Genomic DNA, 14,559 nt, shown 5'->3' with positions numbered 1-14,559 from the left:
AGGCCGGCATGGCTTGCTGCGAACATCGTCAGCACAAACTCGATACGGTTGCCGAGCAGCACGGCGACGCGGTCGCCACGCTGCAAACCCAGCCGATGGAAGCCCGCCGCGACATCCTGAGATCGTTGCAGGACCTCGCGCCAGTTCATCCTGACGTCGCCGCAGACCAGCGCCTCACCGTCCGGATTACGCGACGCAGCGTCCGCGATCATCGCCCAGATGCTGCGCGGCCGCTCGCCGAACACCGCCACCACCCGGTCGCCGAACCGTGCCTGCAATTGCATCGCAGGAATAGGATAGTGCGACCAGTCCATCGTGGCGCCTCAGCTCCGGTTCAGCTCTTGGCTTTCATGCCGTAGACATGCTCCGGACCCGGGAATGCGCGGGCCCGCACGTCGGTGGCATAACCTTCGATCGCGGCCTCGATCATCGGGCCGAGATCGCCGTAACGGCGGACGAATTTCGGGGTTCGCGCCGACAGCCCCAGCATGTCCTCCAGCACCAGTACCTGACCGTCGCAGGCAGCACTGGCGCCGATACCGATGGTGGGGATCGCGATGGTTTCGGTGATCTTGCGCGCCAGCGGCTCGGCGACGGCCTCGATCACCACCGAGAACGCGCCGGCTTGCGCGATCGCAACCGCATCGTTTTCGATCGGCTCCCAGCTGCCCTCCTCCCGGCCCTGGGCGCGAAACGAGCCGAGCGTATTGATCGATTGCGGGGTGAGGCCGATATGGCCCATCACGGGAATGCCGCGCTCGCTGAGAAACGCCACGGTCTCCGCCATCCGCACGCCGCCCTCGAGTTTTATCGCGCCGCAATGGGTCTCTTTCAGAATTCGCACCGCGGAATGGAACGCCTGCTCCTTCGAGCCCTCATAGGAGCCAAACGGCATGTCCACCACGACCAGCGCACGTTGCGATCCGCGCATCACCGCATGGCCCTGCAAGATCATCATCTCCAGCGTCACCGGCACCGTGGTCTCAAAACCGTGCATCACGTTGCCGAGGGAATCGCCGACCAGAATGACGTCGCAATAGCGATCGACCAGTGCGGCGGTATGCGCGTGATACGACGTCAGCATCACGATCGGCTCGCCGTTCTTGCGGGCGCGAATATCGGGGGCGGTCTTGCGCTTGATGGACGATTGAATGGACAATTTTAAGCTCCGAATACGGGAACGCCGATCACGACAGGATGAAAGACGAAACCGAGCGCCAGATAGGCGACAATGCCGACCACGACCGCGATCAGATCATTGCCGACACCACCGATCGGGATCGGCGGCGCGCCGGCGTCGGTGCGGCGCTTCAACGAAATCCGGTCGAACACGGCCCACGCCAGGAACGCGCCGAATAGGATGATCGAACCGAGATCGCCATTGGCCAATAGATGCGCCGCCGCCCACAGCTTGACGCCGGCCAGCATCGGATGCTTCAGCGTGGTGTAGATGCGGCCACGGATGTAGGACGCCGCCACCAGGATCACCGCCGGCAGCATCAGCGCCTCCGTGATATGCCGAAACGCAGCCGGCGGGTACCAGACATTGATCATGCCGGCGGAGCGATAGTGGGCAAAACCCCACACCACGAAGCCGAGGCCTGCCAGCGACACCAGCGAATAGAAGCCCTTGTAGCCACCCTCGCCCATCGACACGACAAACCGCGCGCGCAGCTCGCGCCGGGTCGTCAGCAGATGGACCCCGAGAAACAGGACGAGGCCCAGGATCATCACCGATAGTCCCAAGATATTCTCCATGACGGTCACGCTTTTCCCGGAACCCGGGTATCACCTATCGGGCTCGCGCCGCAATGCGCCAGACGGCCGAAGACAAACACTGATTGGCGCAGCCCGCATTGTCTCGACCGCCGGCGGCATGTCGATGCCAGCGCTTCCGCTCAGCTTAATTGGCGAACGCCTTTTCGGCTGCTGACAGGATGTTGTCGCTGGGCTGCTTGGCGCAGTATTGCGACAAGGAGCTGGTCTTTTCGGAAAACCCGGTCGGGTCCAGCACGGCCGAGTTGTTCTTGTGGCCGAAATACCCGCTCAACCAAAATAGAAACGGGCCTCGGTCGTTGGGCGGGGTTTTCTGCCAGAACTGGTCGCAGGTCATCGCCGAAAAATCGACCGGCGGCAGCGCCGTTTTCTGTGCGTTCGCCGCATGGAATGAGCCAACCAAAAGGACGAAACATAAAGCGGCCGCTGATTTCATGACGTTTCCCTTGCATTTCCCAGGTGTTTCTTTGGCGCTTGATCGACGCCCCACCGATGCGGCTTGCCGCCGCTGCGGCGCAGACTTACCCATGTCCGACATTTTTACCAGCGGCTTTACGCATGGCGCCATTCCCGGCCATATCGCAGGGCGTCACGGCTTCCCGGACTGCTGCTGCAGCTCGCGGTTGTCGACATAGCGGATCGCGATCGGGCGGCCGGCAAGCGCGCCGCCGAGGCTGTCGGTGAATTTCAGCGGTACGCAGGCGTCGAGCGAGGCGCTGATCGCCTTCAAATAGGTCGCGCGGGTATCCGCCGAGACACCCACGGTGGCAAATGTCAGCCGCGGGGTCGCGATGATTTCGCCGTCCCGCTTGAAGCTGAAGCGTACCGTCATCTGCATGCCTTCCCTGGCATCGTCGGCCAGCGGCGGCGACCAGCAGGAGCGCAATTCGGCGAACAGGTCGCCGATGCTGTCGAGATCGTGGTCGGGCTTTAGGTATTTCGCCTTATCGTCCTGCGACGGCACGGCTTCCACGGTGAGCTGCAAATTCTCGCCATAGGGATAGTCGATCTCGGGAATACAGGGACCGTGGCTGAGCACGCTGCAGAAATACGGCGTGCACGGGCGTCCGCTCAGCACGCTGCAGGGTGAATGGAAAAACGGCGTGGCATGCTGATGCGGCCGCCATGCCTCGGCCGAACCGCCGGCCATCAATGCCGCCGCGGCAACGATCAAAAGTATGACAAAACGCCCGCGCATCAAGCCCGCTTTCGAGAGCAGCTCCAGGCAACAAGTTGATGCCTAAGGCGGGCGGCATCAAGTCTCGCGCCGTTCACATCCCCGCGTTCATCGCCACGGTTCGGTGATTGAGGGGAGCGGCTACTTCGTGTCTTTTTTCTTCACATCCTTGATGCTGGAAAACACGATGCCCTCGGCGCGTTCCTTGGTGTAGCCGAGATAGAATTCGTTCTTGGCCAGGAACACCGGATCGCCATCGACGTCGTCGGCGACGCCGGAGCCGTTGGCGGCAACGAAGGCTTCGAGCTTCTTGCGATCGTCGCATGAAATCCAGCGCGCCAGCTGGAACTCGCTGACTTCGAATTCGACCGGCAGCGAATATTCGGCATCGAGCCGCGCCTTCAACACGTCAAGCTGCAGCGGACCGACCACGCCGACCAGCGCGGGCGCCCCGTCGCGCGGCCGGAACACCTGCACCACGCCCTCCTCCGACATCTGCTGCAGGGCCTCCTTCAGCTTCTTGGCCTTCATCGCATCGGTCAGCCGGACCCGGCGGACGATTTCCGGCGCGAAGCTCGGCACGCCGACGAAGGTCAAATCCTCGCCTTCGGTCAGGGTGTCGCCGATCCGCAAGGTGCCGTGGTTGGGAATGCCGACGACGTCACCGGCAAACGCTTCGTCCGCGACCGAACGATCCTGGGCGAAGAAAAATTGCGGGCTGGAGAGCGACATGTTCTTGCCGGTGCGCACCAGCTTTGCCTTCATGCCGCGGGTCAGCTTGCCCGAACACAGCCGGGCGAAAGCGATGCGGTCGCGGTGGTTCGGATCCATATTGGCCTGGATCTTGAACACGAAGGCGCTCATGCGCGGCTCGGCGGCTTCGACCTTGCGCAAATTGCTGTCTTGCGCGCGCGGCGGTGGCGCGAATTTGCCGAGGCCTTGCAGGAGATCGCCGACGCCGAAATTGCGCAGCGCACTGCCAAAATAGACCGGTGTCAGATGGCCCTCGCGAAAGGCCTCGAGCTCAAACGGCTTGCAGGCTTCCGACACCAAAGCCAGCTCGTCCTTGACCGCGCCGATGTCGAGATTGGCATTGCGACCGGCGAGATCGGCGATGTCGATCTGTTGCGCAGCGCCGGTCTTGGCGCCGCCGCCTTCGAGCAGGCGCACGCCTCCGGTCGTCACGTCATAGGTGCCGAGAAAATCGCGGCCGCGGCCGACCGGCCAGGTCATCGGCGTGGTGTCGAGCGCCAGCGTTTTTTCGATCTCGTCGAGCAGATCGAAGGTGTCGCGGCTCTCGCGGTCCATCTTGTTGATGAAGGTGATGATCGGGATGTCGCGCAGCCGGCACACCTCGAACAATTTTCGCGTGCGCGCTTCGATACCCTTGGCGGCGTCGATTACCATCACCGCGGAATCGACCGCCGTCAGCGTGCGGTAGGTGTCCTCGGAAAAGTCCTCATGGCCCGGCGTGTCCAACAGGTTGAACACGATGTCCTCGAATTCGAAGGTCATGACCGAGGTGACCACCGAGATGCCGCGCTCGCGTTCGATCTTCATCCAGTCGGAACGGGTATTGCGCCGCTCGCCCTTGGCCTTGACCTGGCCGGCGAGGTTGATCGCGCCGCCGAACAGCAGCAGTTTTTCCGTCAGCGTGGTCTTGCCGGCGTCGGGATGCGAGATGATCGCAAAGGTCCGCCGCCGCGCGACCTCGGCGGCGAGCGGCGAATGCGGGGGCTTTTCGGTCGAAACAGCGAGGTCGGACATCAGCGAGCCTGTGGCAGGGAAACCCGGCCGGATCAAGGAGGATTACAGCGTTTTCAAGCGCTTCATATAAGGATTGCGCGGCCGAACTCCAATCGCCGGCCAGGCTAGCCGACCAGCGATACCGCCCAATAGGCCAGCGCGGCGACGATCGCGGAGGCCGGTATGGTGATGACCCAGGCATAAACGATCGAACTTGCCACGTTCCAGCGCACCGCGGAGACCCGCCGCGCCGCGCCGACGCCGACGATGGCGCCGGTGATGGTGTGCGTCGTCGATACCGGAACCCCCAGAAAGGTCGCGATGAACAGGGTCGCGGCCCCGCCGGTCTCGGCGCAAAAGCCCTGCATCGGCGTCAGCTTGGTGATCCGCAACCCCATGGTGCGCACAATCCGCCAGCCGCCCATCAGGGTGCCCAGCGCCATCGAGGCCTGGCAGGCCAGCACCACCCAGAACGGCACCGAAAAATGCGCCCCGAGGTGTCCCTGCGAATACAGCAGCACCGCGATGATGCCCATGGTCTTTTGCGCATCGTTGCCGCCATGGCCGAGCGAATACAGCGAGGCCGAGGCGAATTGCAGGATCCGGAATGCGCGATCGACCGCGAACGGCGTCGAGCGCACCGAGGCCCAGGACACGATCGCGACCAGCACCAGCGCCAGCAGAAACCCAATCAAGGGCGACAGCACGATGGCGAGCAACGCCTTCGACAGGCCGCTCCAGACCGCAGCCGAAATGCCGGCTTTGGCCATGCCGCCGCCGACCAGCCCGCCGATCAGCGCATGCGAACTCGAGGAGGGAATTCCCAGTGCCCAGGTGATCAGGTTCCAGACGATCGCGCCCGTGAGCGCTGCGAAGATCACGTGCGCATCCATCACGCTGGGCTCGATGATCCCGGTGCCGATGGTGTTGGCGACGTTCAGCCCGAACACCGCGAAGGCGACGAAATTGAAGAAAGCCGCCCACAGCACCGCGTATTGCGGCCGCAGCACGCGGGTCGACACGATCGTCGCGATCGAATTGGCGGCGTCGTGCAATCCGTTGAGGAAATCGAACAGCAGGGCGACTGCGATCAGCCCGATCAGGACTGGAAGACCCAACGTGGCATCCACGGCGCGGCCCTGCCCTATACCTGTTCGATCACGATACTATTGATCTCGTTGGCGACGTCGTCGAAGCGGTCGGCGACCTTCTCCAGATGCTTATAGATCTCTGCGCCGACGACAAAATCCATCGCGTTGGCGTCACGGTGCTTGAGGAACAGCTCCTTCAGCCCGATATCGTGGAGATCGTCGACCCGGCCTTCCAGCTTGGTCACTTCTTCCGTGATCGCGTTCAGCATCGAGACGTTGTCGCCGATCGATTGCATCAGCGGCAAAGCGCGGCCGACGAGATTGGCGCACTCGACCAGCAGCGTACCGATCTCGCGCATCGGCGGCTCGAACTCGCGAACCTCGAACAACATCACCGCCTTGGCGGTTTGCTGCATTTGATCGATGGCATCATCCATCGCCGTGATCAGGTTCTTGATGTCGACGCGGTCGAACGGCGTGATGAAGGTCCGGCGCACCGCGGTCAGCACCTCGCGCGTGATGTTGTCGGCATCATTCTCGAACTGGTTGACGCGCTGGCAGCTCGCCGGCGTTTGGTCGCCGCCGCGCAGCATCTCCTGCAGCGCCAGCGCGCCCTGCACCACCGTCTGGGAGTGCCGGGCGAACAGATCGAAAAACCGCTCCTCCCTGGGCAGAAAAGCACGAAACCAGCGCAGCATCCGATAGGTCCGCCAATGAGGAAATCAGGCCGATACGGCCTGTCACGCAGCTGTCATAAACCATTTATCGCGGCGCGGGCGGCAAGCCTCGTCGCATAAGACGGTCATCCACCGCTTTATGCCGGCTGGAACAGCTCGGAACAACCGGCCCGCTCAGAGCGAGCGCCGGAGCAGATGAGCGATTTCGCCGATAATGCCGCGGCGGAACGCCAGCACGCAGGCCACGAAGATCACGCCCTGGATCACCGTCACCCACTGGCCGTACCCCGCCAGATATTGCTGCATGGCGGTAATCACGAACGCGCCGACCACGGGACCGAAGATGGTACCGAGGCCGCCAACCAGCGTCATCAGCACGATTTCGCCGGACATGCTCCAGTGCACATCGGTCAACGAGGCGTTTTGCGCGACGAATACTTTCAGCGCGCCGGCAAACCCCGCCAGCGTACCGGACAGGATAAAGGCCAGCAGCTTGTACTGGTCGGTCTTGTAGCCCAGCGAGATCGCCCGCTGCTCATTCTCGCGGATCGCCTTCAGCACTTCGCCGAACGGCGAGTTGATGGTGCGGAAAATCAGCAGAAAGCCGATCAGGAAGCCCGCGAGGATGACGTAATAAAGCACCGTCGGGTTCGACAGATTGAGCAAACCAAACAGGCGTCCCTGCGGAATGCCCTGGATGCCATCCTCGCCATGGGTGAACGGCGTCTGCAGATAGATGAAATAGAGCAGCTGCGACAGCGCCAGCGTGATCATGGCAAAGTAGATGCCCTGGCGCCGGATCGCGATCAGGCCGGTGATGACGCCAAGCCCGGCGGCCGCGGCCGTGCCCGCCAGGATGGCAAGCTCGGGCGTAAGACCCCAGACTTTCAAGGCGTGCGCTGAAACATAGCCCGCGGTGCCGAGAAACATTGCGTGGCCGAACGACAACAGTCCGCCGTAGCCGATCAGGAGGTTGAAGGAACAGGCCAGCAGCGCAAAGCAGAGCGCCTGCATCACGAAGAACGGATAGACGCCGGTGAACGGCACGATCAGCAAAAGCGCCGTCATGATCCCAAACGCGATCATCTCGTCGCGGATGGCGTGCGGCGCCGCCGCCAGGGTGTCGTCTGTCAAGGCTGTCATGTCAGTTCGCCCGTCCCGTCAATCCCGAAGGCTTCACCAGCAGCACCAGCACCATCAGAACGAAAACCACGGTGTTGGAAGCTTCCGGGTAAAAATATTTGGTCAATCCCTCGATCACGCCGAGCGCAAAGCCGGTGACGATCGATCCCATGATCGACCCCATGCCGCCGATCACCACGACCGCGAACACCACGATGATGAGGTCGGCGCCCATCAGCGGCCGCACCTGGTTGATCGGCGCCGATAACACCCCCGCCAGCGCGGCCAGGCCGACGCCAAGTCCGTAGGTCAGCGTGATCATCCTGGGAACGTTGATGCCGAAGGCGCGCACCAGTGTCGGATTTTCCGTGGCCGCGCGCAGATTGGCGCCGAGCCGGGTGCGCTCGATCAGGTACCAGGTGGCCAAGCACACCACGAGGGAGAAGATGACGACCCAGCCACGGTAGATAGGCAGGTACATGAAGCCGAGATTCATGCCACCCTTGAGCGCATCCGGAATCGAATACGGCAGGCCGGAGGAACCGAAATAATTCTGAAAGACGCCCTGAATGATCAGCGCCATGCCGAAGGTCAGCAGCAGGCCGTAGAGGTGATCGAGGCCGGACAGCCATTGCAGCATGGTCCGCTCGAGGATCATGCCGAAGATCCCGACCGCGATCGGCGCCAGGATCAAGGCCGGCCAATAGCCGATATTGAGCAGGTTGAGCAGGAAATACGCGCAGAACGCGCCCATCATATAAAGCGCGCCGTGGGCGAAATTGATGATGTTGAGCATGCCGAAGATCACGGCAAGTCCAAGACTGAGCAGCGCGTAAAACGAGCCGTTGATCAGTCCGACCAGGAGTTGGGCGTAAAGGGCCTGCATTTATCTTTCTCGTGCTCGATCTGTCGAAATCAAACGCCCGGCGGCACCAGGCAGCCGGGCGTCGGGGATCATTTCTTCAGCAGCGGACAGCTGCTTTTGTCCAGCGGCGTAAAGGCTTCGTCCGCGGGAATGGTGGCGATCAGCTTGTAGTAGTCCCAGGGGCCCTTGGACTCCGACGGCTTCTTGACTTCGAACAGATACGCCGGATGGATGGTGCGGCCATTGGGCTCGATGCTGCCCTTGCCGAACAGCGGATCGTCGGTCGGCAGTTCCTTCATCTTGGCGACCACCTTGATGCCGTCATGCGGATTGCCGCCGAGCGCTTCCAGCGCCTTGAAGTAATGCAGCAGACTCGAATACACGCCGGCATGCACCATGGTCGGCATGCTGTGGTTCTTCATGCGTTCCTGGAAACGCTTGGCGAAGGCGCGGTCCTGGTCGTTGAGGTCCCAGTAGAACGTCTCGGTGAAGTTGAGGCCCTGCGCGGTGTTGAGGCCGAGCGAGTGGACGTCGGTAATGAACAGCAGGAGGGCGGCGAGCTTCTGGCCGCCCGAGGTGATGCCGAACTCGGCGGCCTGCTTGATCGACGTGGTGGTGTCGGCGCCGGCGTTGGCGAGGCCGATGACCTTGGCTTTCGAGGCCTGCGCCTGCAGCAGGAACGACGAGAAATCCGAGGTGCCGAGCGGATGCTTGACGCCGCCGAGGATCTTTCCACCGCCCGCTTCCACCGCCGCTCTGGTATCGCGTTCCAGTGCTGCGCCGAAGGCGTAATCGGCGGTCAGGAAGAACCAGCTATCGCCGCCGGCCTTGGTCAGTGCCGAACCCGTGCCATGGGCCAGCGTGTAGGTATCGTAGGTCCAGTGAATGGTGTTCGGCGAGCACTGCGCGTTGGTCAGGTCCGAGGTCCCGGCGCCGGAATCGAGGAAGACGCCGTTCTTTTCCTTGACGACGTTGTTGACCGCCAGCGCAACGCCGGAGTTCGGAACGTCGACGATGACATCGACCTTGTCGACATCGAACCATTGCCGCGCGATGTTCACCCCGACGTCGGGCTTGTTGAGGTGGTCGCCGGAGACAATGTCGATCTTCCAGCCCTTGGCCGTCAGACCGGAATCCTCAACCGCCATTTGCGCCGCCAGCGTCGAGCCGGGACCGCCGAGATCGGCATAAAGGCCGGACTGATCGCTCAGCGCCCCGATCTTCACGGTCTTGTCCTGCGCGAACGCCATATTGCCGGCGCAGAGCGCCAGCGCCGTTCCCAGCAGCAGCGCCGAAATTTTGTTCTTCATAATATCGGTCTCCTCTTCATCTTTTTTCTTTGTTATCAAATGCGCGTTTTGAGACGCCTGATTTTCAGACGCCGAGATAGGTGTGAAGCTTGTCCATGTTGGCGGCCAGCTCCGAGTTGGCAAAACCGTCAATCACCTTGCCGTGCTCGACGATGTAGTAGCGATCCGCGACCGTGGACGCGAAGCGGAAGTTCTGCTCGACCAGCAGGATGGTAAAACCTTCGGATTTGAGCCGCGCGATGGTGTGGCCGATCTGCTGGATGATGACGGGCGCAAGCCCTTCGGTCGGCTCGTCCAGCATCAGAAAGCGCGCGCCGGTACGCAGGATCCGGGCGATCGCCAGCATCTGCTGCTCGCCGCCCGACAATTTGGTGCCCTGGCTGTTGAGTCGTTCCTTCAAATTCGGAAACAGGTCGAAGATCTGATCCAGCGACAGGCCGCCGCTGCGCACCACCGGCGGCAACAGCAGGTTTTCGCGGACATCGAGGCTGGCGAAAATGCCGCGCTCTTCCGGGCAAAACGCAATGCCCATGCGCGCAATCTTGTCCGATGTCGCGCGGATGATTTCCTTGTCGTCGAAAAGGATCGAGCCGGTCCGCTTGCCGATGATCCCCATCACCGATTTCAGCGTCGTGGTCTTGCCGGCGCCGTTGCGGCCGAGCAGCGTGACCACCTCACCGGCTTTCACGTTGAAATCGATGCCGTGCAGGATGTGGGATTCGCCGTACCAGGCTTGCAGATTTTGCACCGACAAAACCGGCGCGCCCGCGCCCGGCGCGGCCACCGGTTTGGACGCCGTGGTGGCTTCGGTCAGTTTCGAATCAGCCATGACCGGCCCCCAGATAGGCTTCCTTGACGCGTTCATCCTTGGTCAGGTCGGCATAATTGCCTTCCGCCAGCACACGCCCGCGCGTCAGCACGGTGATGATGTCGGAAAGGTTGGCGACGACGCTCAGATTATGCTCGACCATCAGGATGGTGTATTTCGCCGAGATACGCTTGATCAGGGCGGCGATCTTGTCGATGTCTTCATGGCCCATGCCGGCCATCGGTTCGTCGAGCAGCATCATTTCCGGATCGAGCGCCAGCGTGGTTGCGATCTCCAATGCACGCTTGCGCCCATAGGGCATCTCGACCGCCGGCGTATTGGAAAATTCGTTCAAGCCGACATCGTCGAGCAATTCGCGGGCCCGGGCGTTGAAGCGGTCGAGCACGGTTTTCGAGCGCCAAAAATCGAACGAATGGCCGTGCTGCCGCTGTAGCGCGACCCGCACATTCTCCAGCGCGGTCAGATGCGGGAACACGGCTGAAATCTGGAACGAGCGGACCAGCCCAAGACGCGCGACGTCGGCCGGCGCCATCGCCGTGATATCCTTGCCGTTGTACAGGATCTGGCCGGCGGAAGGGCTCAGGAACTTGGTCAACAGGTTAAAGCACGTGGTTTTTCCGGCCCCGTTGGGCCCGATCAACGCGTGAATGCTGCCACGGCGGACCCGAAGGTCGACGTCGCGAACAGCAAAGAACCCCGCGAATTCCTTGGATAATCCGTGGGTCTCGAGAATGAACTCATCGGCCAATCAAATTTCCCCCATCAGCCAGCCGCGCGAGGTCGCGCGCGCGTGGCTAATTTTTCCTAACCGGCCAGTCTTTGCAGTCCGGTCTTCGAAGCCCAGTCCTCGACGTCCAGCTTTTAACGTCTGGTTTTTTGACGTCCAGTTTTTTAACGTCCAGTTTTTTAACGTCCAGTCTTGGGCTGCCGCCTCCGGGCCGGAATATGCCGTCAATGCCGCGCCTTACGCAAGGGTCGAAAGCCCCGCATACGGCCCAAGCCGGGCGGCCGTGACTTCGCCATTAGTCGAATTGTGCGCGGCGTCCGATCGCCGGCGCTGCCCTAACTTTCGGCAGCGCGGCCGAACCGGGCGCGAAGCATCCGTTAACGGTATTTCCATGCACTTTTGTCTTTTTCACCGAAAATTCGGGCCTCGAACCGATGGTCGGTTGTTTTGCATCGAGATCGGATTGCGGCCATGGATATTGCACCCCAGGATATCGCAGCGCTGGATTTTCAGAGCGCGAACCCCACGATCGTCAAGTCGATCAAGCAGCGCGATCTGCTGAACACCTGGTTGCGGCTATATGCCCCCGATCGGCAGCTGCCGCGCATGGAGGAATACCAGCCGACGCGGCTCGCCGACGAACTTCCCGACATGGTCTACCTGACCGTCGACACCACACAGGCGCCGGTGCGCGTAACCATCGAAAGCGACGGCACGCGGATGTCGAGCGCCTATGGCAACACCGGCAAGGGCCGCTACCTCGATGAATATTTGGGCGCCAGACTCGCGCCCATCGTGATGCCGGTCTATCACCAATGCATCAAGCGCGCGCTTCCGGTCTACACCATCGCCAACATCGATGACATCTACGGCCGAATCGTCGCATATGAGCGGCTGCTGCTGCCGTTTTCCGAGGGCGGCAATGTTACTCACGTCATCGCGTCGCTGAAGACGATCAGCGAAGACGGCAGCTTCGAGATCAGGAACCTGATGCGGGGGAACGACACCTTGCCAATTCCGAAGCTTCGCGCCGTCATCGACCGCGACCTGTTTCATCGCGTCCCCGGACGGATTCCGGCCGGCGACGTCATCGAATTCAACTAGCTTCACTCAACTAGTTTCACTCGGGCTATTTTCACTCAGCTGACTTTTCACGCAGCTATTTTCATATGGAATTTCACTTGGAATTTTGCTTGGAATTCGCCAGCGCCAATCCGTCGGTGGTCCGGTCCGTGAAACAGCGCGAGCTGCTCAATGCGTGGCTGCGGGCACGCACCAGGCCGCGGCCACGCCCGCTGCCTTCGGTCCGCGATTACCAGCCCGATCGCATCGGCGACGAGATCGCGGATATGATGGGGTTCGACGTCACCGGCAACGGCGAGGATGCGCGGTTTCTGATTACCCAGGAAGGCGCGCGGCTCACAGCGACCTATGGCAACGAGCACATCGAGCCCGACAAGCGGACCAACCGATATCTCGACGATGCGATCGACCCGGTACAATATGCGCGCGTGCGGCCCTGTTACCAGATTTGCCTGACGCGAAAGCGGCCGACCTATTCGATCTGCATGGTGCGCGATGCGGACGGCAAGGAAGTGTCCTTTGAGCGGCTGCTGCTGCCGTTCGGTAGCGCGGACACGGTCGAGCAGATCGTCGGCTCCTACAAGGCCATCAGCATCGAGGGCGGCTTCAAGATCACCAACCTGATGGCCGTCACGCCCACGGCGGAGCCGGTCAGCCTCGTCAATGCCATCATCGACCTCGATTTTGTCCGCGGCCCGGCGGTTCGCGGCGCCTCCGACGATGTCATCGAGATTTAGCCGAGACTTCCTTCGCGTAGATCTCCGGCTTGAAGCCGACCAGTAATTTAGACCCGGCTTCCAGCACCGGCCGCTTGATCATCGAGGGCTGCGCCAGCATCAAAGCGAGCGCCTTGCGCTCGTTGAGGCCTTCCTTGTCGGCGTCGGGTAATTTGCGAAACGTGGTGCCCGCGCGATTGAGCAGCGTTTCCCAACCGAGTTCATCGGACCAGCGCTTGAGCTTGTCCTTGGCGATGCCCGCGGTCTTGTAATCGTGAAACTCGTAGGCGACGTCGTGGCTATCGAGCCAGGCGCGGGCCTTCTTCATGGTGTCGCAGTTCTTGATGCCGTAGATGGTGGTGGGCAATTTGGTTTCCCTTCTCTGACGCCGCTGTCGCCATCATACATCGAACCGCCAGCGCGCAACGTGCTTGTGCCCATTCAAGCTGTGGATCAGCACAAATTCGTTCACGGTCCAGCGGATCGGCGCCACCGGGTACTCATCGACCGCGCGATCCCCGTACAACAGCGTCACGTGCGGCGTGAAATCCCTCTGCGCTCGGCGGCCCACGCCGCTTTCCGCGATCGCGGCACCGAGCGCATGCCCAAGCGATTTCAATCGATCCAATGTGTCATCGCCGACGAGCACGAACGGACGATTGCCCGGCCTGCCGCGAAAGCTGGCGGTGCGATCGAATGAAACTTCGAACGGGATCGGCTTCACGTCGGCAACAGCCTCGCAGGCGCCGCGGGCCAATTGCTCCGACCCGCGACCGAGAAACAGCAGCGAGACATGCAGGCATTCGCGCGGGATCAACTTGCCAGCGAACCGGTGCGCCTGCTTGAGAATTCCCGCAATCCGGTAGATTTCCGCCGCAGCGTCAACATCCGGAACAGCGGCGAAAAACAGCCGCCCGCCCTCGCCAAAACCCGGGTCCATAACGCCTTACTCACCCGAAACACCGACTAGAACATATCATGAACATTACGCGATGTAAAGGCGATCGTTGTCCCGCGGAAAGCCAAATGCCCGGCGGCCTCCCGAATCTGGCATAGACTGGCGCGGCAGGGGTGCCGGGGCTGACGATGGAATTCACCGTATTGTTTCTGGCGACCGCCATCGTGATGCTGGTCGCATGGCGAGGCCCGCGCCGGCTCGCGATGGGGCTGTTTGGCGTTGTCCTGGTCGCTTGTGTCGCAACCTATCTGCACCACGCGACCGACGTGCTCAAACTGTCGTTCTGAGACCAGCGCATGACCCAGACCCGCGCCATCGCCCTCAATACACTCAGCCTCTACGCATTGGCGGGTCTGCTGGCGGCGGCGTTCGCGGCGCAATTGCTGCTCGGCGAACTGCCCTGCCCGCTGTGCCTGCTGCAACGTGTGCTGTTCGCGACGCTGGCGGTGGGGCCGATCCTGAATATCCGCTTCGGACCGCGC

General features: G+C 61.9%; 21 protein-coding genes. 5 read left to right on the top strand and 16 right to left on the bottom strand.

Annotated features, from left to right (window positions below):
- The 14 genes from GSQ88_RS35745 to GSQ88_RS18715 all read right to left on the bottom strand — a co-directional run.
- A partial coding sequence (locus GSQ88_RS35745) for an AMP-binding protein (protein ID WP_246784864.1) occupies positions 1–314 on the bottom strand: 314 nt, incomplete at its 3' end.
- Between the two features lie 20 nt (positions 315–334).
- The gene (panB, locus tag GSQ88_RS18775; protein WP_159009218.1) at positions 335–1,159 is read right to left on the bottom strand and encodes a 3-methyl-2-oxobutanoate hydroxymethyltransferase; all 825 of its coding nucleotides are present in this window, start codon (positions 1,157–1,159) and stop codon (positions 335–337) included.
- A gap of 2 nt (positions 1,160–1,161) precedes the next feature.
- Positions 1,162–1,746 carry an NnrU family protein gene (locus GSQ88_RS18770; protein WP_159009494.1) on the bottom strand — a complete coding sequence of 195 codons (585 nt, stop codon included), beginning with the start codon at positions 1,744–1,746 and terminating at the stop codon, positions 1,162–1,164.
- 157 nt (positions 1,747–1,903) lie between these two features.
- Positions 1,904–2,212, bottom strand: coding sequence for an HdeA/HdeB family chaperone (locus GSQ88_RS18765; RefSeq protein WP_159009217.1), 309 nt, complete (start codon positions 2,210–2,212; stop codon positions 1,904–1,906).
- A gap of 153 nt (positions 2,213–2,365) precedes the next feature.
- Positions 2,366–2,977: a UCP034077 family protein gene (locus GSQ88_RS18760; protein ID WP_159009216.1), complete on the bottom strand. Its 612-nt coding sequence runs from the start codon at positions 2,975–2,977 to the stop codon at positions 2,366–2,368.
- Between the two features lie 117 nt (positions 2,978–3,094).
- Positions 3,095–4,720 (bottom strand): peptide chain release factor 3, encoded by a 1,626-nt coding sequence (locus GSQ88_RS18755; protein WP_159009215.1) that lies wholly within the window; start codon positions 4,718–4,720, stop codon positions 3,095–3,097.
- A gap of 104 nt (positions 4,721–4,824) precedes the next feature.
- Positions 4,825–5,829 carry an inorganic phosphate transporter gene (locus tag GSQ88_RS18750; protein WP_159009214.1) on the bottom strand — a complete coding sequence of 335 codons (1,005 nt, stop codon included), beginning with the start codon at positions 5,827–5,829 and terminating at the stop codon, positions 4,825–4,827.
- Positions 5,830–5,843: 14 nt separating this feature from the next.
- The gene (locus tag GSQ88_RS18745; protein WP_159009213.1) at positions 5,844–6,488 is read right to left on the bottom strand and encodes a DUF47 domain-containing protein; all 645 of its coding nucleotides are present in this window, start codon (positions 6,486–6,488) and stop codon (positions 5,844–5,846) included.
- Positions 6,489–6,641: 153 nt separating this feature from the next.
- Positions 6,642–7,610, bottom strand: a complete 969-nt coding sequence (locus tag GSQ88_RS18740; protein WP_159009212.1) for a branched-chain amino acid ABC transporter permease — start codon at positions 7,608–7,610, stop codon at positions 6,642–6,644.
- A 1-nt stretch (position 7,611) separates the two neighbouring features.
- The gene (locus GSQ88_RS18735; protein ID WP_159009211.1) at positions 7,612–8,475 is read right to left on the bottom strand and encodes a branched-chain amino acid ABC transporter permease; all 864 of its coding nucleotides are present in this window, start codon (positions 8,473–8,475) and stop codon (positions 7,612–7,614) included.
- Positions 8,476–8,543: 68 nt separating this feature from the next.
- Positions 8,544–9,764, bottom strand: a complete 1,221-nt coding sequence (locus GSQ88_RS18730) for an ABC transporter substrate-binding protein (protein WP_159009210.1) — start codon at positions 9,762–9,764, stop codon at positions 8,544–8,546.
- A gap of 64 nt (positions 9,765–9,828) precedes the next feature.
- Positions 9,829–10,578, bottom strand: coding sequence for an ABC transporter ATP-binding protein (locus GSQ88_RS18725; RefSeq protein ID WP_174248067.1), 750 nt, complete (start codon positions 10,576–10,578; stop codon positions 9,829–9,831).
- A gap of 7 nt (positions 10,579–10,585) precedes the next feature.
- Positions 10,586–11,341, bottom strand: coding sequence for an ABC transporter ATP-binding protein (locus GSQ88_RS18720; RefSeq protein ID WP_159009209.1), 756 nt, complete (start codon positions 11,339–11,341; stop codon positions 10,586–10,588).
- A complete protein-coding gene (locus GSQ88_RS18715) occupies positions 11,342–11,548 on the bottom strand; it encodes a hypothetical protein (protein ID WP_159009208.1) in 207 nt (68 codons plus the stop codon).
- A gap of 243 nt (positions 11,549–11,791) precedes the next feature.
- Here GSQ88_RS18715 and GSQ88_RS18710 point away from each other — a divergent pair, with 243 nt between their 5' ends.
- A complete protein-coding gene (locus tag GSQ88_RS18710) occupies positions 11,792–12,424 on the top strand; it encodes a PAS domain-containing protein (RefSeq protein WP_159009207.1) in 633 nt (210 codons plus the stop codon).
- 77 nt (positions 12,425–12,501) lie between these two features.
- Positions 12,502–13,140 carry a hypothetical protein gene (locus tag GSQ88_RS18705; protein WP_246784863.1) on the top strand — a complete coding sequence of 213 codons (639 nt, stop codon included), beginning with the start codon at positions 12,502–12,504 and terminating at the stop codon, positions 13,138–13,140.
- On the opposite strand, the gene GSQ88_RS18700 is transcribed toward GSQ88_RS18705, so the two are convergent.
- Both GSQ88_RS18700 and GSQ88_RS18695 read right to left on the bottom strand, forming a co-directional pair.
- Positions 13,127–13,486 (bottom strand): ArsC family reductase, encoded by a 360-nt coding sequence (locus GSQ88_RS18700; protein WP_159009205.1) that lies wholly within the window; start codon positions 13,484–13,486, stop codon positions 13,127–13,129. The two genes, GSQ88_RS18705 and GSQ88_RS18700, sit on opposite strands and share 14 nt — an antisense overlap.
- A gap of 33 nt (positions 13,487–13,519) precedes the next feature.
- Entirely contained in the window at positions 13,520–13,969 is a 450-nt protein-coding gene (locus GSQ88_RS18695; RefSeq protein WP_246784891.1) for a 2'-5' RNA ligase family protein, read from the bottom strand.
- On the opposite strand from GSQ88_RS18695, the gene GSQ88_RS35740 reads away from it, so the two are divergent.
- The 3 genes from GSQ88_RS35740 to GSQ88_RS18690 form a co-directional block, all read left to right on the top strand.
- Positions 13,913–14,089, top strand: a complete 177-nt coding sequence (locus tag GSQ88_RS35740) for a hypothetical protein (RefSeq protein ID WP_246784897.1) — start codon at positions 13,913–13,915, stop codon at positions 14,087–14,089. The genes GSQ88_RS18695 and GSQ88_RS35740 overlap by 57 nt on opposite strands.
- 116 nt (positions 14,090–14,205) lie before the next feature.
- Complete coding sequence (locus GSQ88_RS35010) at positions 14,206–14,364, top strand: DUF5993 family protein (protein WP_174248051.1); 159 nt, start codon at positions 14,206–14,208, stop codon at positions 14,362–14,364.
- 9 nt (positions 14,365–14,373) lie between these two features.
- On the top strand, positions 14,374–14,559 hold a 186-nt coding region (locus tag GSQ88_RS18690), incomplete at its 3' end, for a disulfide bond formation protein B (protein ID WP_159009203.1).

The sequence above is a fragment of the Bradyrhizobium sp. S69 genome (assembly GCF_009766005.1).
Classification (GTDB): domain Bacteria; phylum Pseudomonadota; class Alphaproteobacteria; order Rhizobiales; family Xanthobacteraceae; genus Bradyrhizobium.
This window is presented reverse-complemented; position numbering and strand designations above follow the sequence as displayed.

Coding starts and splice junctions, on each gene's coding strand:
- GSQ88_RS18745 (WP_159009213.1), bottom strand. CDS start 6,488: ATGCTGCGCTGGTTTCGTGCTTTTCTGCCCAGGGAGGAGCGGTTTTTC.
- GSQ88_RS18730 (WP_159009210.1), bottom strand. CDS start 9,764: ATGAAGAACAAAATTTCGGCGCTGCTGCTGGGAACGGCGCTGGCGCTC.
- GSQ88_RS18755 (WP_159009215.1), bottom strand. CDS start 4,720: ATGTCCGACCTCGCTGTTTCGACCGAAAAGCCCCCGCATTCGCCGCTC.
- GSQ88_RS18765 (WP_159009217.1), bottom strand. CDS start 2,212: ATGAAATCAGCGGCCGCTTTATGTTTCGTCCTTTTGGTTGGCTCATTC.
- GSQ88_RS18735 (WP_159009211.1), bottom strand. CDS start 8,475: ATGCAGGCCCTTTACGCCCAACTCCTGGTCGGACTGATCAACGGCTCG.
- GSQ88_RS18740 (WP_159009212.1), bottom strand. CDS start 7,610: ATGACAGCCTTGACAGACGACACCCTGGCGGCGGCGCCGCACGCCATC.
- GSQ88_RS35010 (WP_174248051.1), top strand. CDS start 14,206: ATGGAATTCACCGTATTGTTTCTGGCGACCGCCATCGTGATGCTGGTC.
- GSQ88_RS35740 (WP_246784897.1), top strand. CDS start 13,913: ATGCAGGCATTCGCGCGGGATCAACTTGCCAGCGAACCGGTGCGCCTG.
- GSQ88_RS18710 (WP_159009207.1), top strand. CDS start 11,792: ATGGATATTGCACCCCAGGATATCGCAGCGCTGGATTTTCAGAGCGCG.